Origin of the sequence: Pseudomonas graminis, from assembly GCF_013201545.1 — a bacterium.
GTDB lineage: Bacteria > Pseudomonadota > Gammaproteobacteria > Pseudomonadales > Pseudomonadaceae > Aquipseudomonas.
The window spans coordinates 2236050-2259644 of record NZ_CP053746.1 but is presented as its reverse complement, the minus strand read 5'-3'; the positions used below and the strand labels follow the sequence as shown (position 1 = coordinate 2259644).

Annotated in this window: 18 protein-coding genes and 2 tRNA genes; 2 read left to right on the top strand and 18 right to left on the bottom strand. The window is 59.8% G+C overall.

The window, feature by feature from the left end; all coding sequences use genetic code 11:
• Positions 1-90: 90 nt before the first annotated feature.
• The 8 genes from FX982_RS10170 to rnr form a co-directional block, all read right to left on the bottom strand.
• Positions 91-2391 (bottom strand): YgiQ family radical SAM protein, encoded by a 2301-nt coding sequence (locus FX982_RS10170; RefSeq protein WP_172610542.1) that lies wholly within the window; start codon positions 2389-2391, stop codon positions 91-93.
• A gap of 168 nt (positions 2392-2559) precedes the next feature.
• Complete coding sequence (gene dnaB / locus FX982_RS10165; protein ID WP_065987793.1) at positions 2560-3957, bottom strand: replicative DNA helicase; 1398 nt, start codon at positions 3955-3957, stop codon at positions 2560-2562.
• Positions 3958-4106: 149 nt separating this feature from the next.
• The gene (gene rplI, locus FX982_RS10160) at positions 4107-4553 is read right to left on the bottom strand and encodes a 50S ribosomal protein L9 (protein WP_172610541.1); all 447 of its coding nucleotides are present in this window, start codon (positions 4551-4553) and stop codon (positions 4107-4109) included.
• 19 nt (positions 4554-4572) lie between these two features.
• Positions 4573-5469 (bottom strand): hypothetical protein, encoded by an 897-nt coding sequence (locus FX982_RS10155; RefSeq protein ID WP_172610540.1) that lies wholly within the window; start codon positions 5467-5469, stop codon positions 4573-4575.
• A gap of 38 nt (positions 5470-5507) precedes the next feature.
• Positions 5508-5738: a 30S ribosomal protein S18 gene (gene rpsR, locus FX982_RS10150; protein ID WP_037015707.1), complete on the bottom strand. Its 231-nt coding sequence runs from the start codon at positions 5736-5738 to the stop codon at positions 5508-5510.
• A 28-nt stretch (positions 5739-5766) separates the two neighbouring features.
• Positions 5767-6189 carry a 30S ribosomal protein S6 gene (rpsF, locus tag FX982_RS10145; RefSeq protein WP_037015709.1) on the bottom strand — a complete coding sequence of 141 codons (423 nt, stop codon included), beginning with the start codon at positions 6187-6189 and terminating at the stop codon, positions 5767-5769.
• A 241-nt stretch (positions 6190-6430) separates the two neighbouring features.
• Entirely contained in the window at positions 6431-7180 is a 750-nt protein-coding gene (gene rlmB, locus FX982_RS10140) for a 23S rRNA (guanosine(2251)-2'-O)-methyltransferase RlmB (RefSeq protein WP_037015712.1), read from the bottom strand.
• The gene (gene rnr / locus FX982_RS10135; RefSeq protein ID WP_172610539.1) at positions 7177-9795 is read right to left on the bottom strand and encodes a ribonuclease R; all 2619 of its coding nucleotides are present in this window, start codon (positions 9793-9795) and stop codon (positions 7177-7179) included. The genes rlmB and rnr overlap by 4 nt, the downstream gene beginning before the upstream one ends.
• Positions 9796-10008: 213 nt before the next feature.
• On the opposite strand from rnr, the gene FX982_RS10130 reads away from it, so the two are divergent.
• Positions 10009-10095 (top strand) — tRNA-Leu (locus FX982_RS10130).
• 196 nt (positions 10096-10291) lie between these two features.
• Positions 10292-10378, top strand: a tRNA-Leu gene (locus FX982_RS10125).
• 75 nt (positions 10379-10453) lie between these two features.
• Here the strand turns inward: FX982_RS10125 and FX982_RS10120 are convergent.
• From FX982_RS10120 to FX982_RS10075, 10 genes are all read right to left on the bottom strand, one after another.
• Entirely contained in the window at positions 10454-12388 is a 1935-nt protein-coding gene (locus tag FX982_RS10120) for a methyl-accepting chemotaxis protein (RefSeq protein WP_172610538.1), read from the bottom strand.
• A 150-nt stretch (positions 12389-12538) separates the two neighbouring features.
• Positions 12539-13831 carry an adenylosuccinate synthase gene (locus tag FX982_RS10115; protein ID WP_122533816.1) on the bottom strand — a complete coding sequence of 431 codons (1293 nt, stop codon included), beginning with the start codon at positions 13829-13831 and terminating at the stop codon, positions 12539-12541.
• A gap of 54 nt (positions 13832-13885) precedes the next feature.
• A complete protein-coding gene (locus tag FX982_RS10110) occupies positions 13886-15073 on the bottom strand; it encodes an ATP phosphoribosyltransferase regulatory subunit (protein ID WP_122533817.1) in 1188 nt (395 codons plus the stop codon).
• Between the two features lie 289 nt (positions 15074-15362).
• Positions 15363-16232 carry a protease modulator HflC gene (gene hflC / locus FX982_RS10105; protein ID WP_172610537.1) on the bottom strand — a complete coding sequence of 290 codons (870 nt, stop codon included), beginning with the start codon at positions 16230-16232 and terminating at the stop codon, positions 15363-15365.
• Positions 16232-17413, bottom strand: a complete 1182-nt coding sequence (gene hflK / locus FX982_RS10100; protein ID WP_172610536.1) for an FtsH protease activity modulator HflK — start codon at positions 17411-17413, stop codon at positions 16232-16234. Before hflK ends, hflC begins: the two co-directional genes overlap by 1 nt.
• Before the next feature lie 96 nt (positions 17414-17509).
• Entirely contained in the window at positions 17510-18811 is a 1302-nt protein-coding gene (gene hflX / locus FX982_RS10095) for a ribosome rescue GTPase HflX (RefSeq protein ID WP_172610535.1), read from the bottom strand.
• Positions 18812-18823: 12 nt separating this feature from the next.
• Positions 18824-19084 (bottom strand): RNA chaperone Hfq, encoded by a 261-nt coding sequence (gene hfq, locus FX982_RS10090; protein ID WP_019691505.1) that lies wholly within the window; start codon positions 19082-19084, stop codon positions 18824-18826.
• A 104-nt stretch (positions 19085-19188) separates the two neighbouring features.
• Positions 19189-20160, bottom strand: coding sequence for a tRNA (adenosine(37)-N6)-dimethylallyltransferase MiaA (gene miaA / locus FX982_RS10085; RefSeq protein ID WP_172610534.1), 972 nt, complete (start codon positions 20158-20160; stop codon positions 19189-19191).
• A complete protein-coding gene (gene mutL, locus FX982_RS10080; RefSeq protein WP_172613023.1) occupies positions 20160-22100 on the bottom strand; it encodes a DNA mismatch repair endonuclease MutL in 1941 nt (646 codons plus the stop codon). Before mutL ends, miaA begins: the two co-directional genes overlap by 1 nt.
• A 41-nt stretch (positions 22101-22141) precedes the next feature.
• Positions 22142-23584 (bottom strand): N-acetylmuramoyl-L-alanine amidase, encoded by a 1443-nt coding sequence (locus tag FX982_RS10075; protein ID WP_205484910.1) that lies wholly within the window; start codon positions 23582-23584, stop codon positions 22142-22144.
• Positions 23585-23595: the final 11 nt, after the last annotated feature.

Below are 23595 nucleotides of genomic sequence, written 5' to 3'. Positions count from 1 at the left end.
AATGAGGCGGGTGGGGTTATTTGCAGTGGAATGCAAAACGCCAGCTCGAAAGCTGGCGTTTTGTTGTTCGGTATCGCTTAGCGCGGGACCTTATCGTGGGAAAACCGGCTGGCGCGAAGGCTTCTTGCCTTTGCCGGGTTTGGCCGCATCCGAACGATCCTTGGCTGCCTGCTTGTTACGAGCAGCCGCCGCAGCCTTGGCCTCTTCGCGCTTGTCCCAAGGCTTGCTGCCGTCGCTTGCGCGCTGAGGCAAGCCGGTGTGCTGCGTCAGGATCTTGGTGGTCCTGGCAACCTTGTGGCTACCAGCCGGCGTCGAGTTCTTGCGGCGCGCGCTCTGATAGGTGTCGGTTTCCGGCTGGCGCAGCGGGATCAGCTGATGCTTGCCCGGCCCGATCAGATCGGCACGGCCCATACGCTCCAGTGCCTCACGCAGCATCGGCCAGCCCTTCGGATCGTGATAGCGCAGGAACGCCTTGTGCAGACGGCGCTGCTCTTCGCTCTTGACGATGGTGACCGAATCGCTCTTGTACGTGACCTTGCGCAGCGGGTTCTTGCCAGAGTGGTACATGGCCGTCGCACTGGCCATCGGCGACGGATAGAACGCCTGCACCTGATCCGCGCGAAAGCCGTTGCCCTTGAGCCAAAGCGCAAGGTTCATCATGTCTTCGTCGGTCGTGCCCGGGTGAGCCGCGATGAAGTAAGGAATCAGGTACTGCTCTTTGCCCGCTTCCTTGGAGTACTTCTCGAACATGCGCTTGAACTTGTCGTAGCTGCCAATGCCCGGTTTCATCATCTGGTTGAGCGGACCTTCTTCGGTGTGCTCAGGCGCAATCTTCAGGTAACCGCCGACGTGGTGGGTCACCAGCTCCTTGACGTACTCGGGCGATTCCACCGCCAGGTCGTAACGCAGACCGGACGCGATCAGAATTTTCTTCACGCCGGGCAGTTCACGGGCGCTGCGGTACAGCTGAATCAATGCCGAGTGATCCGTGTTCAGGTTCGGGCAGATACCCGGGAACACGCAGGACGGTTTGCGGCATGCGGACTCGATTTCCGGGCTCTTGCAGGCGATGCGATACATGTTCGCCGTCGGACCGCCAAGGTCGGAGATCACGCCGGTGAAGCCGGGGACCTTGTCACGGATTTCTTCGATCTCGCGGATGATCGAATCATGGGAACGGTTCTGAATGATCCGGCCTTCATGCTCGGTGATAGAGCAGAACGTGCAGCCGCCGAAGCAGCCGCGCATGATGTTCACCGAGAAACGGATCATGTCGTAGGCCGGGATCTTCTCCTTGCCGTACACCGGGTGCGGAATGCGCGCGTATGGCATGCCGAACACGTAGTCCATTTCTTCGGTGGTCATCGGAATGGGCGGCGGATTGAACCAGACGTCCACCTCGCCATGCTTCTGGACCAGCGCGCGGGCGTTGCCCGGGTTGGTTTCCAGGTGCAATACGCGGTTGGCGTGGGCATAGAGCACCGCGTCGCCGCGCACTTTCTCCATCGACGGCAGACGGATGACCGTCTTGTCGCGGGTCATGCGCGGGCTGGCTAGAATCTGCACGACCTTCGCTTCGTTCGGATCCTCGACGTCACCCTTTTCCTGCTCGATGGCACAGGCCTGGGTGTCTTGCGTGTTCACGTACGGGTTGATGATCTTGTCGATCTTGCCTGGACGGTCAATGCGCGTGGAGTCGACTTCGTACCAGCCCTCTGGCGTGTCACGACGAATGAACGCCGTGCCGCGCACGTCAGTGATGCTTTCGATCGTCTCCCCATAGGACAGGCGAGTGGCCACTTCGACGATAGCCCGCTCGGCGTTGCCGTACAGCAGGATATCGGCGCATGCGTCGATCAGGATCGAGTTGCGAACCTTGTCCTGCCAGTAGTCGTAGTGAGCGATGCGGCGCAGCGATGCTTCGATGCCACCCAGAACGATCGGCACGTTCTTGTAGGCTTCCTTGCAGCGCTGGCTGTAGACCAGACTTGCACGGTCCGGACGCTTGCCCGCCATGCCGCCTGGGGTGTAGGCGTCATCGGAGCGGATCTTTTTGTCGGCGGTGTAACGGTTGATCATCGAATCCATGTTGCCGGCCGCGACGCCGAAGAACAGGTTCGGCTCGCCGAGCTTCATGAAGTCGTCTTTTGATTTCCAGTCGGGCTGCGCAATGATCCCGACGCGGAAGCCCTGGGACTCCAGCAGCCGGCCGATGATCGCCATGCCAAAAGAAGGGTGATCGACGTAGGCATCACCCGTGACAATAATGATGTCGCAGGAATCCCAGCCAAGCTGATCCATTTCTTCCCGGCTCATTGGCAGGAAAGACGCTGGTCCGAAACATTCGGCCCAGTACTTCGGATAGTCAAATAACGGCTTGGCTGCTTGCATATCGATGACCAGTGTTCGTGTCTGGGGGCGATTTTCGCTTGGAAATTCGCGGGCGCGGAGAATAGCACAAATTTTGATCAAGTCCGACGACAGTAGTCGGATAAGTGATCGGCATGACTCTGGACTCTGGTGCCCTTCCGGCATCAAAGTCCCGGTCCAGAGCCCTACTTATTCATCATCATCAAAGTTGTAACTGCCCGGCGCGAGGTTCTCGAAGCGGGTGTATTTGCCGATAAACGCCAGCCGGATAAACCCGATCGGGCCGTTACGCTGCTTGCCGATGATGATTTCAGCGATGCCCTTGTGTTCGGTCTCGGGGTGATACACCTCATCCCGGTACACGAACATGATGACGTCGGCGTCCTGCTCGATCGCTCCAGATTCCCGCAAGTCGGAGTTCACCGGGCGCTTGTTGGGACGTTGCTCGAGGGAGCGGTTGAGCTGAGAAAGCGCAACCACCGGGCAATTGAATTCCTTGGCGAGCGCTTTCAGGGAACGGGAGATTTCAGAAATCTCGTTCGTCCGGTTATCGCCACTGGAGCCAGGAATCTGCATCAATTGCAGGTAGTCGATCATGATCAGGCCGATATCGCCGTGCTCGCGGACCAGGCGCCGCGTACGCGCTCGCATCTCGGAGGGGCTGATGCCTGCCGTGTCGTCGATGAACAGCTTGCGATCGTTGAGCAGATTGACCGCCGATGTGAGGCGCGGCCAGTCATCGTCATCGAGCTGACCGGAACGCACCTTGGTCTGGTCGATACGGCCCAGCGACGACAGCATACGCATGATCAGCGATTCGCCTGGCATCTCCAGCGAGTAGACCAGCACCACTTTGTCGCTGCGCAGCACCGCGTTTTCCACGAGATTCATCGCGAAGGTGGTCTTACCCATCGACGGACGACCTGCAACGATGATCAGGTCAGACTGCTGCAGACCGCTGGTCTTTTCATCCAGGTCGGCGTAGCCCGTGGAAAGGCCAGTGATGCCGTCGCCGATGTTGAACAGCGTATCGATGCGGTCAATCGCCCGGGTCAGCAGGTCGTTGACGCTAACCGGCCCGCCTGTCTTGGGCCGCGCTTCGGCGATCTGGAAGATCTGCCGTTCGGCCTCGTCAAGAATCTCTTCGGCGGTACGACCTTCCGGGTTAAAAGCACTGTCAGCGATCTCGGTACTGATGCCGATCAATTGGCGCAGCGTCGCGCGCTGACGAACGATCTGGGCATAGGCCTTGATGTTCGCGACAGATGGAATGTTCTTCGCGAGTTCCGACAGGTACCCCAGGCCACCGACTTGCGAGGTCTGGCCCTCCTTGTCGAGCTGCTCTGCCAGGGTCACGACGTCGATCGGCTGGTTCTGATCCGCCAGCTTGGCAATGGCGCGGAATATCAGACGGTGGTCATGACGATAGAAATCGCCATCCGACACCTGATCAAGCACGCGCTCCCAGGCGTTGTTGTCCAGCATCAGACCACCGAGCACGGCCTGTTCGGCCTCGATGGAATGCGGCGGCACCTTCAGGGCAGCGGTTTGCAGGTCATATTGCTCGGGAGCGGAGATGTCGTTCATGGCCACACGGAAATCAGGGGGTTGAATCAGGATACTCAGAAATGACAAAGGGCACGACCTGCGAACAGGAACGTGCCCAATGCTAACCGACCGAGGAGCGAGTCATCAGTCGGTCAGACTTCTGCACCGAAGCGCAGAAACCATACTGCTTAAGCAGCTACAACAACAACGCGAACGGTAGCTTCAACGTCGCTGTGCAGGTGCACGGCTACGTCGTATTCGCCAACGTTACGGATGGTGCCGTTCGGCAGACGAACTTCAGACTTGGCCACTTCAACGCCAGAGGCGGTCAGTGCGTCAGCGATGTCGTGAGTACCGATCGAACCGAACAGCTTGCCTTCGTCACCAGCGGTGGCAGTGATAGTCACTTCCAGCTCTGCCAGTTGAGCAGCACGAGTTTCAGCAGAAGCTTTCTTCTCGGCGGCAGCTTTTTCCAGCTCTGCACGACGCTCTTCAAACGCGGCCAGGTTGGCAGCGGTTGCAGCGGTTGCTTTGCCGAAAGGCAGCAGGAAGTTACGACCGTAGCCAGCCTTAACGTTTACTTTATCGCCCAGGTTGCCCAGGTTGGCGACTTTTTCCAGCAGGATGAGTTCCATTTGGTAAAACCTCTTAACTTTAACCTTCACCGTTCGCAGAACCGTTATCGGCGTCTTTCGACGCCAGACGGCCGCGAAAATCAATCAGGCTGTCGACAATGGCAAACACCACCAGCAACGGATAGATCAGCTGCATGAACAGCAATAGCGTGACGTACAACCCTACCAGCCAGAACCGTGTCAGGCGCTTTGCAGCCACCAGACCGTGAATCAGGGCCAGCCCCGCGAACATGAGCGGCACGCTGCACAACGGTGTCAGCATCGCCAGTTGAGGACCGAAATTCGGCCCCACCAACATGCACACCAGCAGCACCAGCATCGGTGCCCGCGGGAGTTTCAGGCTGCGAAATTCGCGTCCGAAACCGCCCGGGTTATACAACAACGCCTGCCAGTACCGCCCAAGGAGCAGGCATACCACGCTGACGATCTGCAACAACGCTGCAATCAGGCCATTGAGGACTGGCGTAATCAGTGCCCCCAAACGCGCTCGCTCTTCTACCGACATCTGCTGGTAGACATCACCGAAGACGTGGGGCAGGAGCTTTTGCAGCTCCCCCGCCATGGCTTCGATGGGCTCGCGAAACACCGCGCCCAGAACCACTGCATACAACAATCCAACCGCCACGCTGACCAGCAGCACGCGGACCCAAGACTCGCTGGCACGCAACACGGCGGCCAGCCCCCAGGAACCCAGCAACACCATCAGAGTGCGAGGTTCACCGAAATACCACCAGACCAAAGCCGGCAGCAGAGCCCATGCAAGGACGCCTAACGCGTCACTGATCCCGCGTCGCAGGAGCACAAGGCAACCTGCAGCAGCACTCAACCAGAACAACAGCGGCAATGCCGCACATCCAACCACTACGAGAGTGGCCTGCATGCGGCCGCGCATGATGAATTCAGCCATGGCGCGCATGCGATCTATCCCTTACTGCGTTTGTCGACTACCTGGTCTCAGCGGCCGTGGCTGTCGGTGTAGGCCAACAGGGCCAGGAAGCGGGCGCGCTTGATAGCGGTAGCCAGCTGACGCTGATAACGAGCTTTGGTACCAGTAATGCGGCTAGGAACGATCTTGCCGGTTTCAGATACGTAGGCTTTCAGGGTATTGAGATCTTTGTAATCGATCTCCTTCACATTTTCAGCTGTGAAGCGGCAGAATTTACGACGACGGAAGAAACGTGCCATGTAATGGGCTCCTCAAAAGGTCCGTGGATTACTCGTCAGCGTTATCGCTGTTGTCGCTGTCATCACCATCAACGCCTTCGGCGTCGGAGTGCTCAGGACGGTCGCGACGCTCACGGCGCTCACTGCGGTTTTCTTCAGCCTTGAGCATTTCGGACTGGCCAGTAACAGCTTCGTCGCGACGGATGACAAGGTTACGGATCACGGCATCGTTGTAACGGAAGTTGTCTTCCAGCTCGGCCAGAGCCTTGCCAGTGCACTCAACGTTCAGCATCACGTAGTGAGCCTTGTGAACATTGTTGATTGCGTAGGCCAGTTGACGACGGCCCCAATCTTCCAGACGGTGGATCTTGCCGCCGTCTTCTTCGATCAGCTTGGTGTAACGCTCTACCATGCCGCCGACTTGCTCGCTCTGGTCCGGGTGAACCAGAAAGATGATTTCGTAATGACGCATGAATGCTCCTTACGGGTTGTAGCCTGCCGCCAAAGCGGTCAGACAAGGAGTGAATAACACTGGTTTATCTTGCACAGGAACAGGCACAGGGCCTGCCATGACAGCAAGGGACGCGATTGTAGAGAAGGGGTCGGAGGGGCGCAAGGAGATTGGTGAATATTTGAGCAATGGCTTTAAGCTACAAGCTACAAGCCGGAGCGTGACTGGCTCGGGCTTGAGGCTTGCAGCTCGCTACTGACAACTACTTCTTGGCAGCCGCGCGCTGGCGCAGGGCTTCGAACAGGCAGACGCCTGTCGCGACCGAAACGTTGAGGCTGCTGACGCTGCCCGCCATCGGCAGACGTACCAGATAATCGCAATGCTCGCGGGTCAGGCGGCGCATGCCTTTGCCTTCGGCGCCCATGATCAGGATGGTCGGGCCCGTCAGATCCTGCTGATACAACTCCTGCTCGGCCTCGCCCGCAGTGCCGACGACCCATAGCCCGCGTTGCTGGAGTTTTTCCAGCGTGCGAGCCAGGTTGGTCACGGCGACGAGAGGAATGACCTCCGCTGCACCGCATGCCACTTTCCGAACGGTCGGCGTCAACGTCGCAGACTTGTCCTTGGGCACGATCACCGCCAGCGCACCGGCCGCATCGGCAGTCCGCAGGCAGGCGCCCAGGTTATGCGGATCGGTGACGCCATCCAGGACCAGAATCAGCGGCGGACCTTCGGTGCGGTCGAGCAGCTCGTCAAGCATCGCCTCGCCCCAGACCTGGCTCGGGCTGACATCCGCTACCACGCCCTGGTGAACACCTTCTACCCAGGCATCCATTTCGCGGCGCTCGGCTTGCCCCACCGACACGCGGTTTTGCGCAGCGAGTTCGATGAGCACTTGAACCCGTGGGTCGCTGCGCCCTTCAGCCAGCCAGATCTGCTTGACCCGCTTCGGGTGATGACGCAACAACGCCTCTACGGCATGAACGCCGTAGATTTTTTCCAGCTGACTCATGACTTCGCCTTAGGTTTGCGCACGCTGCCACCGCCTGAAGCAGAGGCCGAACCCGACTTGGACGAGCCTTTGCGATGCTTGCTGGTTTTACCGGAAGCCCCAGCAGAATCACTCGTCGACTTTCCCGACGATGCCTTGCTACCACCCTTGGCTTCAGTCAGCAGGGCTTTTTTCATTTCACGGCTTTTGCGCACTTCTGCATTCTTGGCAGCCGCATCACTTGGCCGATAGGCCTCGGCAACAGGCTCTTTCGCAGTGCGGCGACCGGACTTGGAAGCAGACGACGATTCCTTGGAATCCTTGCCCTTCTCTGCCGCGGCAGGCTCGGACGTCCGACGCTTACGGCCGATCGGCGCGCTGGTGGTTTTCTCGGACATTTCGAAATCGATCTTGCGCTCGTCCAGATCAACACGCATGACACGCACTTCAACGGTGTCGCCCAGGCGGAAGCTACGGCCTGTGCGCTCGCCGGCCAGGCGATGATGGACCGGATCGAAGTGGTAGTAGTCACCCGGCAATGCGGTGACGTGCACCAGGCCTTCGACGTAGATATCGGTCAGCTCGACGAACAGACCAAAGCCGGTGACTGCCGTGATCACGCCCGGGAACGACTCGCCAACGCGGTCTTTCATGAACTCGCATTTCAGCCAGTTCGTCACGTCGCGGGTTGCCTCATCGGCACGGCGCTCGCTCATCGAGCACTGTTCGCCCAGTTGCTCGAGCATCGCTTCGTCGTACGGGTAAATACGGGCCTTCGGAATGACCGGAGCACCGGCACGGCGAACGTGCGGCGTTTCCTGCTTGGAGCGGATCACACTGCGGATCGCGCGGTGAGTCAGCAAGTCCGGGTAGCGACGAATCGGCGAGGTGAAGTGGGTGTACGCCTCGTAATTCAAACCAAAGTGGCCATGGTTATCCGAGCTGTACACCGCCTGGCTCAACGAACGCAGCATGACGGTCTGGATCAGGTGGTAATCCGGACGGTCCTTAATGGTTTCGAGCAGCGCCTGATAGTCCTTCGGCGTCGGGCCGTCTTTGCCCTTGTGCAGGGAAAGACCCAACTCGCCGAGGAAGGCACGCAGCTTTTCCAGGCGCTCAGGCGGCGGACCGTCGTGCACGCGATACAGCGCAGGGATCTCGTGCTTCTTGAGAAACGCAGCAGTCGCCACGTTCGCAGCGAGCATGCATTCTTCAATCAGCTTGTGCGCATCGTTTCGAGTGGTCGGACGGATCTCGGCGATTTTGCGCTCAGTGCCGAAAATAATCCGGGTTTCCTGGGTTTCAAAATCGATGGCACCGCGGACATGCCGGGCTCCCAACAGCACTTTGTACAGCGCATAAAGCTGCTTCAGGTGCGGCACGACGTCGCCATACTGCTCGCGCAGCTGCTTGGCTTCGGCGGCTTTGGGATGCTCCAGCATCGAGCTGACCTTGTTGTAGGTCAGGCGTGCATGGGAGTGGATCACGGCTTCATAGAAAACGTAGTCGGTCATCTCGCCGGTTTTGGAGATAGTCATCTCGCAAACCATTGCCAGACGATCAACCAGCGGATTCAGCGAACACAGCCCGTTGGACAGCTGCTCAGGAAGCATCGGGATCACACGCTCAGGGAAATACACCGAGTTGCCGCGCACCTGAGACTCAGCGTCGAGCGCCGAGCCGAGCTTCACGTAGCTTGATACATCGGCGATCGCCACATAGAGCTTCCAGCCGCCAGAGAACAGGCGCAGCTTGCCGGGCTTGGCTTCGCAGAAAACAGCATCGTCGAAGTCGCGGGCGTCTTCACCGTCGATGGTGACGAATGGAAGGTGACGCAGATCGACGCGGTTTTCCTTGTCCTTCTCCTCCACTTGCGGCTTCAGCTTCGCGGCTTCTTTGAGCACCGCCTCGGGCCAAACGTGAGGAATGTCGTAGGTACGCAGCGCGACATCGATCTCCATGCCGGGCGCCATGTAATTGCCCACCACCTCAACCACGTCGCCCTGCGGCTGGAAACGCGGGGTCGGCCAGTGGGTGATTTTCACCTCGACGAACTGACCGACCTTGGCGCCGTTGTTACGGCCAGGGGTGATCAGCACTTCTTGCTGGATTTTTGGGTTGTCCGGCTGAACGAAACCGATGCCGCTTTCTTCGAAATAGCGACCCACTACGGTTTCGTGCGCGCGGGAAATGACTTCGACAATCACGCCTTCGCGTCGACCGCGACGGTCCAGACCCGAGACGCGTGCCAGTGCGCGGTCACCGTCGAACACCAGACGCATCTGCGCAGGGCTCATGAACAGGTCGTCGGAGCCATCATCCGGGACTAGGAAACCGAAGCCGTCACGGTGACCGCTGATGCGACCCAGGATGAGGTCCAGCTTGTCGACCGGTGCGTACGTGCCACGGCGGGTGTAAATCAATTGGGCATCGCGCTCCATGGCACGGAGCCGACGCCGCAAGGCCTCGATCTGATCTTCAGTCGTCAGGCCAAACTCTTCCACCAACTGCTCCCGGGCAGCAGGCGAACCGCGCTCGGAGAGGTGCGCCAGAATCAGCTCACGGCTAGGGATGGGGTTTTCGTATTTTTCCGCTTCACGAGCGGCCTCGGGATCGAGGGACTGCCAATCGGCCATTAGAATGAATTCACCTTATCTGTATGTAATTAGTTTGGCATATACCACATTGAAACGCGAAGACAGCATTTGCTGGGGCTTTTCGCTATTTCAAATTATTTTCGCACGGGGGCTTTACAGCCCTCAATCTCCTCCGTAAGATGCGCCCCACAACGACGGCACTGCCAAGTTGTAGTTGAAATCAAACGAAATATCGAATGAAATCAACGAACTGCCCAGATGGTGAAATTGGTAGACACGCCAGCTTCAGGTGCTGGTGACCGCAAGGTCGTGGAAGTTCGAGTCTTCTTCTGGGCACCAATTCAACGAAACCGAGCTTAGACTCGGTTTTGTGCATTTTGCGGTTTGAAAAGTCAAGCGTAGTAAAAATATCAGTTAGCGTAGATCACATCTCGTGCTCTGCCCCTCGCTGCAAATGCATCCCCCCCGCCGTGCCTCCAACAAATTCAAAAATTCAGTTGCACTCCCACGAAAAATCTAATTAAATCAGCGCCATGCCCAGATGGTGAAATTGGTAGACACGCCAGCTTCAGGTGCTGGTGACCGCAAGGTCGTGGAAGTTCGAGTCTTCTTCTGGGCACCAAACAAACAAAACCGAGCCAAGTGCTCGGTTTTTTGTTTTCTGGGGGGCTGCAATAACCCCCATCCGTGCAGGTGACTAGGCGCGGAACTGCCCCAGACTGGCCTTGAGCTGCGCGGCCAGCCTGTCCAGCGTCTTGCCGCTGGCGGTGGTCTCGACCACGGCCTGGGCAGCCTTCTCGGCTTGAGCGTGAATGACTTCTACACGCCCCCGCACCGCTTGCGCGCCCTGAGCCTGATGCTCTGCGGCCCGAGTGGCCAGACCAATCGCCGCATGAACCTGCTCGACAGACACCTGCACAGACTGCTGCAGTCGCGCGCTGTCTTTCAGCACCGCAAGCCCTTCTTTGGCCTGACGCCCTGCGAGACCAATCGTCGCCACGGCTTCGCGCGCCCCGGACTGCAGCTTGGCGATGTGTTCCTGGATATCCCCCGTTGAGCTTTGCGTCTTGCTCGCCAACGCGCGCACCTCATCGGCGACAACCGCGAAACCCCGACCGGTTTCGCCGGCGCGCGCTGCTTCAATGGCAGCGTTGAGGGCAAGCAGGTTGGTTTGCTCGGCGATGCCATGGATCACTTCCAGCACCACTTCGATCTGCTGGCTTTGCTGCGCCAGCCGCTCGATGACCTGGGCACCCGTCTCCACCTGCCCGGCCAGCGCCTCGATCAAACTGCCAACCTGATTGGAGGTGCGCGTGTTTTCATCCGTTGCCTGGCGAATGTCCACGACCTGCCGCAATGCTGCCTGCATCGCCTGGCTCTCGGCCTGGGCCTCGTCTGCCATCTGTGCCAGCGCTTGAAGGCTGGCAGCCACCTCATCGCGCTGCAATTCGGCCGCAGCGCCGGCGCCCGCGTTGCGCTTGCTCATGGCGCCAATCTCGACGCCAGTCTGCTGCGCCACATCCCCCGCCTCTCGAACGATCGGCTGCAACTTGTCAACGAAGCGGTTTACGGCCGCGGCCATGTCGCCTATCTCATCGTTGCTGTTGAGTTTGACGCGCTTGGTCAAATCGCCTTCACCTGCCGCCAAATCGTCCAGCGCACGGTTGAGCAACTGCAAGCGCAGTACAACGCGGCGCCCCAGCACGATGGCCAACGCCACCAGCACGCCAAGCCCCACCAGAGACAGCCCGACACCGATTCTCCAGCGCAGCGTGGTCGCGGCCTCCTGCACAGCGGAGCTGGTATTGGTCGCCATCGCAGTGGCCGACGATTGCGCCGTCTGCAGACGCGAGCGCAACGCGGCAGAACTCTCGGCCGCAGCGCCGCCCAGGCTTTCCGAAACCAGCTGATCACCGCTGCCGATCAACGCAATAAAGCGCTTGTCCAGCGCTGCCAGATTCTCTTCCACAGAGGTGGTCGACACACCCATTCGGACTTTGCCGATCTCGACGCCATTGGGGCTGATCGATGCTTCTACGTAATACACCGATGGGTCTTTCTGCGCCGCGTTCAGGACCTTGTCCATGGCGCGCTCACCCTCACCCTTCGCCAGCAGAGCTTTGATGGATTCGTTCTCGCGATTCAGATAACGCGTCAAGTGCTCGCCTTGAGCGTCGTCGTAGACCACGAACAGCACATTCGGATTGCGTTGCGCACGGCGCGCGAACTCCGACAGCGTCGGCGTATCGCCATCCCACATCGCCCGTGGCGCGACCGCAGCCAGCAGCTCGGCCATGTCCGTCGCTGAATCCTGAAGATCCTTCTCCAGCGTCGCACGCAGTTGCTTCTGTTCATCTTTCAGACGCGTCGACAGCCCGGCGCTCAGGCGCTGACGTGTATTTTGCGAGAGACTGTCCAGACTGGACGTTACGTCGCGGCTCGCCTGCTCCAGCTCGCCGGTCAAGTGTTGCGAATCTACACTCAGCCGCGCCGCCAGCTCAGCCTCAAGCGCAGTAACGGTGCTCCGTGTAAGGGCGACGGCAACCAGCACTTGCACCAGAAGCGCGATACCAAGAGCAATGAATACGGGTCGCAGCAAGCGACTGCGTAGAAGAGAAGTAACAGCCGACACAGGAATTCCCCCACAACACACGCCATTAAAATGATGGCATCGTTTTATACGTGGAATCACAGCAAGGGTCGTGCCGCAGTGCTCGGCAGTTTTCAGGGGGCAAAACAAAGGGCCGCCGAGGCGACCCTTTGTTTGTGTTTCAACGACTTATCAATCGAACGGATGACGCAGAACGATCGTCTCGTTGCGGTCAGGGCCCGTCGAAATAATGTCGATCGGTGCACCGACCAGCTCTTCAAGGCGCTTGATGTAAGCCCGAGCGTTGGCAGGCAGCTCTTCCAGGGTCTTGGCACCCAGGGTCGACTCGGACCAGCCCGGCACTTCTTCGTACACCGGCTCCAGGCCGATGTAGCTGTCGGCGTCGGTCGGTGCGTCGATCACTGCACCGTTTTCGTTCTTGTAGCCCACACAGATGTTGATGGTCTCGAGACCGTCAAGCACGTCCAGCTTGGTCAGGCAGATGCCCGAGATGCTGTTGACGTCGATGGCGCGACGCAGGATAACGGCGTCGAACCAGCCACAGCGACGCGCACGCCCGGTAGTTGCACCGAACTCGTGACCACGCTTGGCCAGGAACGCGCCGACGTCGTCGAACAGCTCAGTCGGAAACGGACCCGAACCCACGCGAGTGGTGTAGGCCTTGGTGATGCCGAGGATGTAATCCAGGTACATCGGGCCCATGCCCGAACCCGTGGCGATGCCGCCCGCAGTGGTGTTCGAACTGGTGACGTATGGGTAGGTACCGTGGTCGATGTCCAGCAGCGAACCCTGGGCACCTTCGAACATGATGTCTTTGCCGGCGCGACGCATTTCGTGCAGCGTGGCGGTCACGTCTAGCATCATCGGCTTGAGCAGCTCGGCGTATTCCATGCACTCGTCGAGTGTCTTCTGGAAGTCGATCGCTGGCTCTTTGTAGTAATTGACCAGGACGAAGTTGTGGTAATCCAGCAGTTCGCCCAGCTTGGCGGCGAAGCGCTCGCGATGGAACAGATCACCAATGCGCAGGCCACGACGCGCAACCTTGTCTTCGTAAGCCGGGCCGATGCCGCGACCGGTCGTGCCGATCTTGTGCTCGCCACGGGCTTTTTCGCGGGCCTGATCAAGGGCCACGTGATAGGACAGGATCAGTGGGCAGGACGGGCTGATGCGCAGACGCTCGCGCACCGGAATGCCCTTCTCTTCCAGCTTGGTGATTTCGCGCATCAGTGCATCAGGCGCGACGACCACACCATTACCGATCAGGCACTGCACGCCTTCGCGCAGGACGCCGGACGGAATCAGGTGCAGGACGGTTTTTTCGCCGTCGATCACCAGTGTGTGGCCAGCGTTGTGGCCACCTTGATAGCGCACTACCGCGGTTGCATGTTCGGTCAGCAGATCAACGATCTTGCCTTTGCCCTCATCACCCCATTGGGTGCCCAGGACTACGACATTCTTACCCATAACACTTGTCCTCATTCGCGCAAACTTGGTGCCGGCAGCGGCCGGCGGGGAAACTCAAGAGGCCAGCGGCATTACCTGCCAACGCTCGCCCTGCTGAATCAATTGCCGATCGCAGTCAGCGTCTTGCGCCGCTGAAACCGGTTGGCCTGGCAAGGCCTGAACCACACGCTGACCTTCTGCGCGCAGCTGACAGACCTTTTGCCACAGCGCTGCATCAGTGCTGTCCGGCATCCAGATACCGCCAGACGGTAGCTCGATCTGCGCCTGACCGCGTGTCACCAGGGTTTTCAAATCGGTGGAAAACCCCGTCGCCGGGCGCGCGCGACCGAAGTCGGCACCAATGTCATCGTACCGACCGCCCTGGGCAATCGACTGACCAACACCCGGAACGAAAACCGCAAACACCACACCCGTGTGGTAGTGGTAGCCGCGCAGCTCGCCAAGGTCAAAGTACAACGGTAGCTCAGGAAACCGGGCCGACAGACGTTCGGCGATTTCCAGCAGATCGTCCAGCGCTTCGATGACCGGCGCCGGCGCATTCGCTAGGCGGTCGCGCGCCTGCGCCAACACGGTACGGTCGCCACACAGATCCACCAGCGCGCGCAGCATGCTGGCCAGATCGGCCGGCAGACCTTCAGTCAAGGCTATGACCTCGTCGATGGCTTTGCGCTGCAGCGCATCAAACAGCTGTTGCTCGACTTCACCGGACAACCCGGCAGCGCGGGCAAGACCGCGGTAAATCCCGACGTGGCCAAGGTCCATATGGACGTCCGGCACATCAGCCAGTTGCAGCATTGCCAGCATGAGGCTGATGACTTCGACGTCGCTGCTTGGGCTTGCGTCGCCGTACAGCTCGGCGCCCAGCTGGATCGGGCTGCGCGAGGACGACAGCGCACGCGGCTGGGCATGCAGCACGCTGCCAGCGTAGCAGAGACGGCTTGGGCCTTCGCGACGCAGGGTGTGGGCGTCGATGCGGGCGACCTGCGGCGTGATGTCCGCGCGGAAACCCATCTGCCGCCCCGATTGCGGGTCGACGACTTTGAAGGTGCGCAGATCCAGATCCTGGCCCGCACCGGTGAGCAGTGATTCGAGGTATTCGATGTGCGGGGTCACGACAAACTCGTAGCCCCAGCTCTGAAACAGATCCAGCACCTGACGACGCGCGACTTCAATGCGCGCAGCTTCCGGCGGCAGTACTTCTTCGATGCCATCCGGCAGCAGCCAGCGGTCAACCGTTGCCATTACGCCTTTCCCCTATAATCCGGGCGGCCGGCCCTTGGGCAAGCCTTGAGTGAAGCAGACAGCATTCTGCGGACGCAGTGCAAGGAGTGCCCCCTGCCCAATGCGCCGCACTATCGTGAACACCGTCCTCGAAAAAACTGCCGCGCACGGAACACGCCACGGCCAATCAATCGTGCAGACGCAAAAAAGCCGGGAATTTCCCGGCTGCCGCATCATACACACGTTTTGTCGCGCGATCACCCCGACGGGCTGTTTTGCCGCCCGGCGGAGTGATCAGGTGCCGATGCGATTACGGCTTGGATTTTTGCAGGTAGCGGAAGAACTCGCTGCCTGGGTCCAGCACCATCACGTCGCTTTTGTTTGCGAAGCTTTCACGGTAGGCGCGCAGGCTACGGTAGAACGCGTAGAACTCCTGATCCTGACCGTAGGCCTTGGAGTAGATCGCGGACGCTTGAGCATCCCCATCACCGCGCGCCTCTTCAGACTCGCGATAGGCTTCAGCCAACAGAACGCGACGCTGGCGATCGGCGTCGGCACGGATGCCCTCCGCCAACTCGTTACCCTTGGCGCGGTGCTCACGGGCTTCACGCTCACGTTCGGTGCTCATGCGTTCGAACACGCTGCGGTTCACTTCCTTCGGCAGATCGATGGCCTTGACCCGAACATCGACAACTTCGATGCCCAGCTCTTTACCGGCCATGGTGTTCAGCGACGCAGTGATGTCAGCCATCAACGCGTCACGCTCACCCGAAACCACCTCGTGCAGCGTGCGCTTACCGAACTGGTCACGCAGACCGGACTCGAGACGACGGGAGAGACGCTCATCGGCGATTTGCTTCAGGCCTGATGTCGCGGTGTAGAAACGCTCAGCGTCCTTCACGCGCCACTTGGCATAGGCATCAACCATCACCGCTTTCTTTTCCAGCGTCAGGAAACGCTGAGTCGGCGCATCCAGGGTCATCAAGCGACCATCGAACTTGCGCACCTGATTCACGTAAGGAATCTTCACGTGCAGGCCTGGGGCAACATCTGCTTGAACCACGCGACCGAACTGCAGCAGCACCGCGCGCTCGGTCTGGGCGACGATGTAAAAGCTGTTCCATGCGACCACGGCCAACACGACGCAGACAATCAGGGCAACCAGAGATTTATTGCTCATCAGCGAGTCTCCCTAGTGCGCGTGTCGCGTTGTTGTTGCATGTCCGCTGCCCGCGAGCCCGGATCTGCCGGTGCAGCGGCAGTGCCGCCAGCGGCAGACGAGCTGGAACCGTTACGGCTGCTATCGATCATTTTGTCCAACGGCAGATAAAGAAGGTTGTTCTGACCTTTGTCGCCAGTCACGAGCACCTTGCTGGTGTTGCTGAAGACTTCCTGCATGGTGTCCAGATACAGACGCTCACGCGTGACTTCCGGAGCTTTGCGGTACTCGGCAACCAGCTTGGTAAAGCGATCCGCCTCACCCTTGGCCCGGGAGACCACTTCGTCACGATAACCGTTGGCGTCTTCGACGATACGCTGAGCCTGACCGCGTGCTTCCGGAATCACACCATTGGCATAGGTTTCAGCCTGGTTGCGTGAGCGCTGCTCGTCTTCACGGGCGCGGATCACGTCATCGAACGCTTCCTGGACTTCGCGCGGCGCCGCAGCACTCTGCACGTTGACCTGAGTCACGGTGATACCGGTGCGATAGGTATCGAGGAAGCGCTGCAACCGCTCCTTGATTTCGCTGGCCATCAACTCACGACCTTCAGTCAGCACCTGATCCATGGCGGTCGAACCGACCACATGGCGCAAGGCACTTTCGGTTGCGTGCTGGAGGCTGACTTCAGGCTGATCGACGTTCAGCACGAAATCCTGCAGATTGGTGATCTTGTATTGCACAGTCAGTGGCACCTCGACGATGTTCTCGTCTTCGGTGAGCATCTGGCCCTGCTTGCTGTACGCACGTTCACGGGTCACGTTTTCGAGGTACTTGCGATCGAACGGCGGGAAGTAGATGTTCAGACCCGGCCCGACGGTTTCGTAGTACTTGCCGAAGCGCAGCACAACGGCCTGCTCCTGCTCGTCGACCACATAAATTGCGTTGTACAGCCAGATGGCGAGCAGCACGACCAGACCGATGCCGAGCAGGCCGAGGCCACCGCCCTTGCTCGATCCACCGCCGCTGCCGCCACCATCGCCACTGCGTTTTTTACCACCACCGAACAACCCATTCAGGCTTTCCTGCAGCTTACGGAAGGCCTCGTCGAGATCCGGTGGCCCCTTGCGGTCGCCGCCCTTGCGCTTACCACCCCAAGGATCCTGATTATTCGAGTTGCCACCCGGCTCATTCCAAGCCATAGCGCTCTCCATCTGATAAAGCAAAGACGCGCCCACGGCGCGCCGACCAATGCTACAGAATGCCCGTCGAAGCAGTACAACCGCTTTGTCAGGCTTTTATTGCAAAGTGTGTTGCTCGATGAATTCCAGCGGCTGCAGTCCTTCGCGACTCACCAGGCGATTGAATTCAACTCGGGGTAACCGTACAGCCAGAAGACTCTGGCCTTCTTCGTCATGCTCTTCGCTTTGCACCGCGCCCAGGTTGAAAAACTGGGCACGCAACCGGGCGAACTCCTGCGTGAGGCGCAGCGTCCCCACAAAGAGGTCATTGCCCAACACTTCGGCGATGGCTTGCTTGAGCAAATCCAGACCGCGCCCGTCACGGGCAGAGACCCAGACCCGCTGCGGCTTGCCATCGGCATCGCGTTGAATCTGCGGCTCAACCCCTTCGAGCAGATCGAGTTTGTTATACACCTCGAGCATCGGCAAGTCCTGGGCCCCAATCTCGCCCAGCACCACCATGACCTGCTCGATCTGCTCGAGGCGATCGGGCTCATGAGCGTCGATCACATGCAAGAGCAGATCGGAGTTGCTCGACTCTTCGAGCGTAGCCCGAAAGGCCTCGACCAGCTTGTGCGGCAAATGGCGGATGAAACCCACCGTATCAGCCAGCACAATCGGCCCAAGGTCTTTGAGTTCAAGGCGGCGCAAGGTCGGGTCAAGGGTCGCGAACAGCTGATCGGCCGCGTAGACGTCGGAGTCGGTCACCGCATTGAACAGCGTTGACTTGCCGGCGTTGGTGTAGCCAACGATCGAAACCGTAGGGATGTCGGCGCGGGAGCGGCCACGACGGGCCTGATCACGCTGACTGCGGACTTTTTCGAGCCGGCCCTTGATCTGACGCAAGCGCACACGCAACAGACGTCGGTCCGTTTCAAGCTGGGTTTCACCCGGGCCGCGCAGACCGATACCGCCGCCCTGACGCTCAAGGTGAGTCCAGCCACGGACCAGCCGCGTACTCATGTGTTCAAGCTGGGCCAGTTCGACCTGCAGCTTGCCTTCGTGGGTGCGCGCCCGTTGGGCGAAGATGTCGAGAATCAGGCCCGTACGGTCAAGCACGCGACACTCGAAAACACGTTCGAGGTTTCGTTCCTGACTGGGTGTAAGGACATGATTGAAGATGACGATATCTGACTTTTCGGTTTTGACCAGGTCGCGTAATTCCTCGACCTTGCCGCTGCCTACCAGATACTTGGCCGTTGGCCTATGCCTTGGCACGTTGACGAACGAGACAATGTCGGCGCCAGCCGACAGCGCCAGCTCCCTGAACTCCTGCGGATCTTCGCGCGCCTCAGGGTCCTGACCATCCAAGTGAACGAGGATCGCCCGCTCACCACCACTGTGGCGCTCAAAGAACAAAGCAGACTCCTATCAGGCGTTACCTGGCTCGGCGTCAGCCTGCTCGGATTCGGTAGCGCTAGGCAGACGAATCGGGCGGACGGGAACGACGGTCGAGATGGCGTGTTTGTAGACCATTTGGCTGACAGTGTTCTTCAGCAAAATAACGAACTGGTCAAAGGATTCGATAGTGCCTTGCAGCTTGATACCGTTTACCAGGTAGATCGAAACCCCAACCTTTTCTTTACGCAAAGTGTTCAGGTAAGGGTCTTGTAGCGAATGCCCTTTTGACATGTGCCGCACTCCTTTAAGGATCAATAGAATAAATTCGAAAACATTGGCTTGGGCCGCTACCTCCCGAAGGCTATCCCCCAAGGATAGACGGCTATTGCAAGGACTCAGCTCAATATGGAGACCGACCCCAGGTATTTCAAGGCGCGTGGCAGATTGTCGCAAGCCAGGCTGTCCAACCAGTGCAAATCCTGCCAGCTGCGTAACCAGGTGAACTGCCTCTTGGCCAACTGGCGCGTGGCAATGATGCCGCGCTCCTGCATTTCATCCCGAGTCAGCTTGCCGTCCAGATGATCCCAGACCTGGCGATACCCTACAGCTCTTATAGACGGTAAATTCGAGTGCAGATCACCCCTCGAACGTAGCGCTACGACTTCTTCAACGAATCCTTCATCAAGCATTCGCCTGAAACGCACAGCAATTCGGTCGTGGAGCACCTTGCGATCCGTCGGTGCGATCGCGAGATTTGCGACAGTATAGGGCAATTGATGACGCCCCGAAGCGCTCGCTTGAGCACTTTGCGCACTTTGTTGTTCACGGTGCGCGGTCATGCTCATTCCGCTCACCCGAAAGACTTCCAGCGCACGAACCAGCCGCTGAGGATCGTTGGGGTGAATTCTCGCTGCCGACACCGGATCGATGCTCGCCAGCTCATCATGCAGTGCCTGCCAACCCTGACTGGCCGCTTGTGCTTCAATTTGCGCACGAACCTCAGCATCCGCCGCAGGCATATCGGCCAGGCCTTCCAGTAGAGCCTTGAAATACAACATCGTGCCGCCCACCAGCAGGGGAATTTTCCCCCGGGCGGTAATTTCCGCCATGGCCTGCAGGGCATCGGTTCGAAAATCGGCCGCAGAGTAGCTCTGGCTCGGGTCGAGGATATCGATGAGACGGTGCGGATACGCGTCCAGCAGCGCCTTTGATGGCTTGGCGGTGCCGATGTCCATGCCCCGATAAACCAGCGCGGAATCCACACTGATCAGCTCACACGGCAGCACTTTGGTCAGCTCGATGGCGAGATCGGTTTTCCCGGCGGCGGTGGGCCCCATCAGAAAGATGGCCGGAGGAAGCGCACTCATCAGCGACCGCGCAGGAACAGTTTGTCCAGATCATCCAGACCCAGCTGGGTCCAGGTGGGACGTCCGTGGTTGCATTGACCGCTGCGTTCAGTGTTTTCCATGTCACGCAGCAGGCCGTTCATTTCCGGAATGGCGAGCCGGCGATTGGCGCGAATCGCGCCGTGGCACGCCATGGTACCGAGCAGCTCATTCATGTGCGCCTGGACGCGATCGCTGGTGCCGTACTCCATCAGATCGCCCAGCACATCGTGCACCAGTCGATTCGCCTCAGCCTGCTTGAGCAGCGCGGGGATCTGACGGATCGCGAGCGTTTCAGGGCCAAGGCGCTGCAATTCGAAGCCCAGTTGCTGGAAGGTCACCATGTGTTCCTCTGCGCAGTCGGCCTCGCGCTGGCTGACCGCAATGGACTCCGGCACCAGCAGCGGCTGACCGCTTAGGCCTTCGCTGGCCATGGCTATTTTCAAGCGCTCATACATGATTCGCTCATGGGCCGCGTGCATGTCCACCAGCACCAGGCCGTGGGCGTTTTCCGCGAGGATATAAATGCCCTTGAGCTGAGCGAGGGCATAACCCAAAGGCGGAACGTCGCCCTGAGATTCGGGCAACGAAACCATACCTGCGCCCGACGGAGACTGCGCGCCGGGCAGCGGGGCAAAGAATTCGGTGTAAGCGGCACGCGCTTCTTCAGCCGGAAGCACCGACGACGGCCGCGGCGTGTATTGATATTGGTAACCCGCACCACTGCCAGAGCCGGGCGCAGATCCTGCGGGCGGACTCCAGGCCTGACCTTGTGGCGTTTCCAGCACGTTATTGGCCAGACGCATCTCGCCCTGCGGCCCGAACTCGCCGGCATCCGGGCCAGTTGGGCGCACCAGCGCGGTGACCGATGTGGTGCCAGCGAGCTGATCTTCAGGTCGCACATCACCGAGGGCCCGATGCAGGGTGCCGTAGAGGAAATCGTGGACCATGCGTCCGTCGCGGAACCGCACTTCGTGCTTGGTCGGATGGACGTTGACGTCGACGACCGCCGGATCCACTTCAAAAAACAGCACGAAGGTCGGATGCCGGCCATTGAACAGCACGTCGCGGTAAGCCTGACGCACGGCGTGGGCAACCAGCTTGTCGCGCACTGCACGGCCATTGACGAAGAAATACTGCAGATCGGCCTGACTGCGGGAGAACGTCGGCAGCCCGACCCAACCCCACAACCTCAAACCGTTGCGCTCGACCTCGATCGGCAGCGCCTGTTCCAGAAACCCGGGGCCGCAAATAGCCGACACCCGTCGCGCACGCGATACGTCATCGCGCGCTTCGTGCAGGCTCAAGACGGTCTTGCCGTTGTGGCGCAAATGAAAGGCCACGTCGAAACGCGCCAGCGCCATGCGCTTGATCACTTCCTGGAGATGATCGAATTCGGTTTTCTCGGCTTTGAGAAACTTGCGTCGCGCCGGGGTGTTGAAGAACAGGTCGCGGACTTCCACGGAGGTGCCGACCGGGTGCGCAGCGGGCTGAACACGAGAAGCCATGTCGCGACCTTCGGTCTCGACCTGCCACGCCTGATCAGCGTCACGGGTGCGCGATGTCAGGGTCAAACGGGCCACCGAGCTGATCGACGCCAGCGCCTCGCCCCGAAAGCCAAGGCTCATGACTCGCTCAAGGTCTTCCAGATCGCGGATCTTGCTGGTGGCATGTCGAGCCAGCGCCAGGGGCAGGTCATCCGAAGAAATGCCGCCGCCGTCGTCGCGAACACGTAGCAGCTTGATGCCGGCCTGTTCAACGTCGACATCAATGCGACGCGCGCCGGAATCGAGGCTGTTCTCGAGCAGCTCCTTGATCACCGACGCCGGCCGTTCGACGACCTCGCCCGCCGCAATCTGGTTGGCAAGCCGCGGGCTCAGCAGCTGGATACGCGCGGCTTCTGCCGCAGGTAAATCGGAGATTACGCTGACATCCAGTTCCTGATCACCGAGCAACAGGTCAGTCACGGCTCACCTGCCAGTTCTGCGCTGGGGATTCTCAATTGCTGGCCGACTTTCAATTCGTCGGAACTTAGATGATTGGCTGTACGGAGCATCGGCATGGTCATGTCATAGCGCGCCGCGATCATGCTGAGCGATTCGCCGGGGCGGACCGTGTGCTCGCGGGCACCCATGGCCAGCTTGCCGTTGTCCCGTAGCCAGGCGATGTAGGTGCCCTGGGGCGGATTCTGCTGGAAGAACTGCTTCACGCCCGCGGTGATGGAGCGCGCCAGCGCCTGCTGGTGGCTTGCGCCTTCCAGCTTGTTCGCTTCCGCCGCGTTGGAGATAAAACCGGTCTCAACCAGAATCGACGGAATATCCGGCGACTTCAGCACCATGAAGCCCGCCTGCTCGACGCGAGACTTGTGCAGCGAGGTCACGCGGCCGATGTTGGTCAGCACCTTCTGGCCGACGTTCAGGCTTGAGGTCAGCGACGCAGTCATCGACAGATCAAGCAGTACGCCAGCGAGCATGCGGTCCTTGTCATCGAGGCTCACGGCCCCGGCGCCACCGATCAAGTCGGAACGGTTTTCACTGTCCGCCAGCCAGCGTGCAGTCTCCGAGGTTGCGCCGCGCTCGGACAAGGCAAACACAGAAGCCCCGAAGGCCGCCGATGAAGGCGCGGCGTCGGCATGGATGGACACGAACAGGTCAGCACCCTTGGCGCGCGCGATTTCCGTGCGCTTACGCAGCGGGATGAAGTAATCGCCGGTACGGGTCAATTCAGCGCGATAGCCCTTCTCGCCGTTGATCTGGCGCTGCAGCTCTTTGGCAATCGCGAGCACCACGTTCTTTTCTTTCTCACCACGGCCGCCGGACGCACCCGGGTCTTCACCGCCGTGACCGGCATCAATAACGACGACGATGTCGCGCTTGCCGTTTGGCACAGGGGTGAGTTTGATCTCAGGCTTGGACGGGCTGATCGGCACCACCGCGGGCGTCGCAGGCGCGGCGGTGGCCGGGGTATCGGCAACAGACGGCGGCGGATTGGCATCGGCGGCATTGTCGTACAGGTCGACCACCAGGCGGTTGCCGTATTGCTGGTTCGGCGCGAGGGTGAAGCTCTTGGGCGTCACCGCCTTTTTCAGGTCGATGACCACGCGCAGGTCGTCAGGCGTGCGTTGCGCCGAGCGCATGCTGGTGATCGGCGTGTTGGCCGTCGGAACATTCAATGCGCCGCCCAGGGTAGCGCCGTTGATGTCGATGACCAAACGATCAGGGGACTGCAGCGTGAAGACGCTGTGCTGAACGGGGCCAGACAGGTCGAAAACCAGTCGAGTGTTATCCGGAGCACGCCATAAGCGGACACTTCGTACCTGTGAAGCGGCCAACGCGTCGACAGCCAGTGTCGCCAGCAGCAGTCCAATCACAGTAACCAGCGCGCGCATGCGCATACCAAACCCCATATCTATTGAAT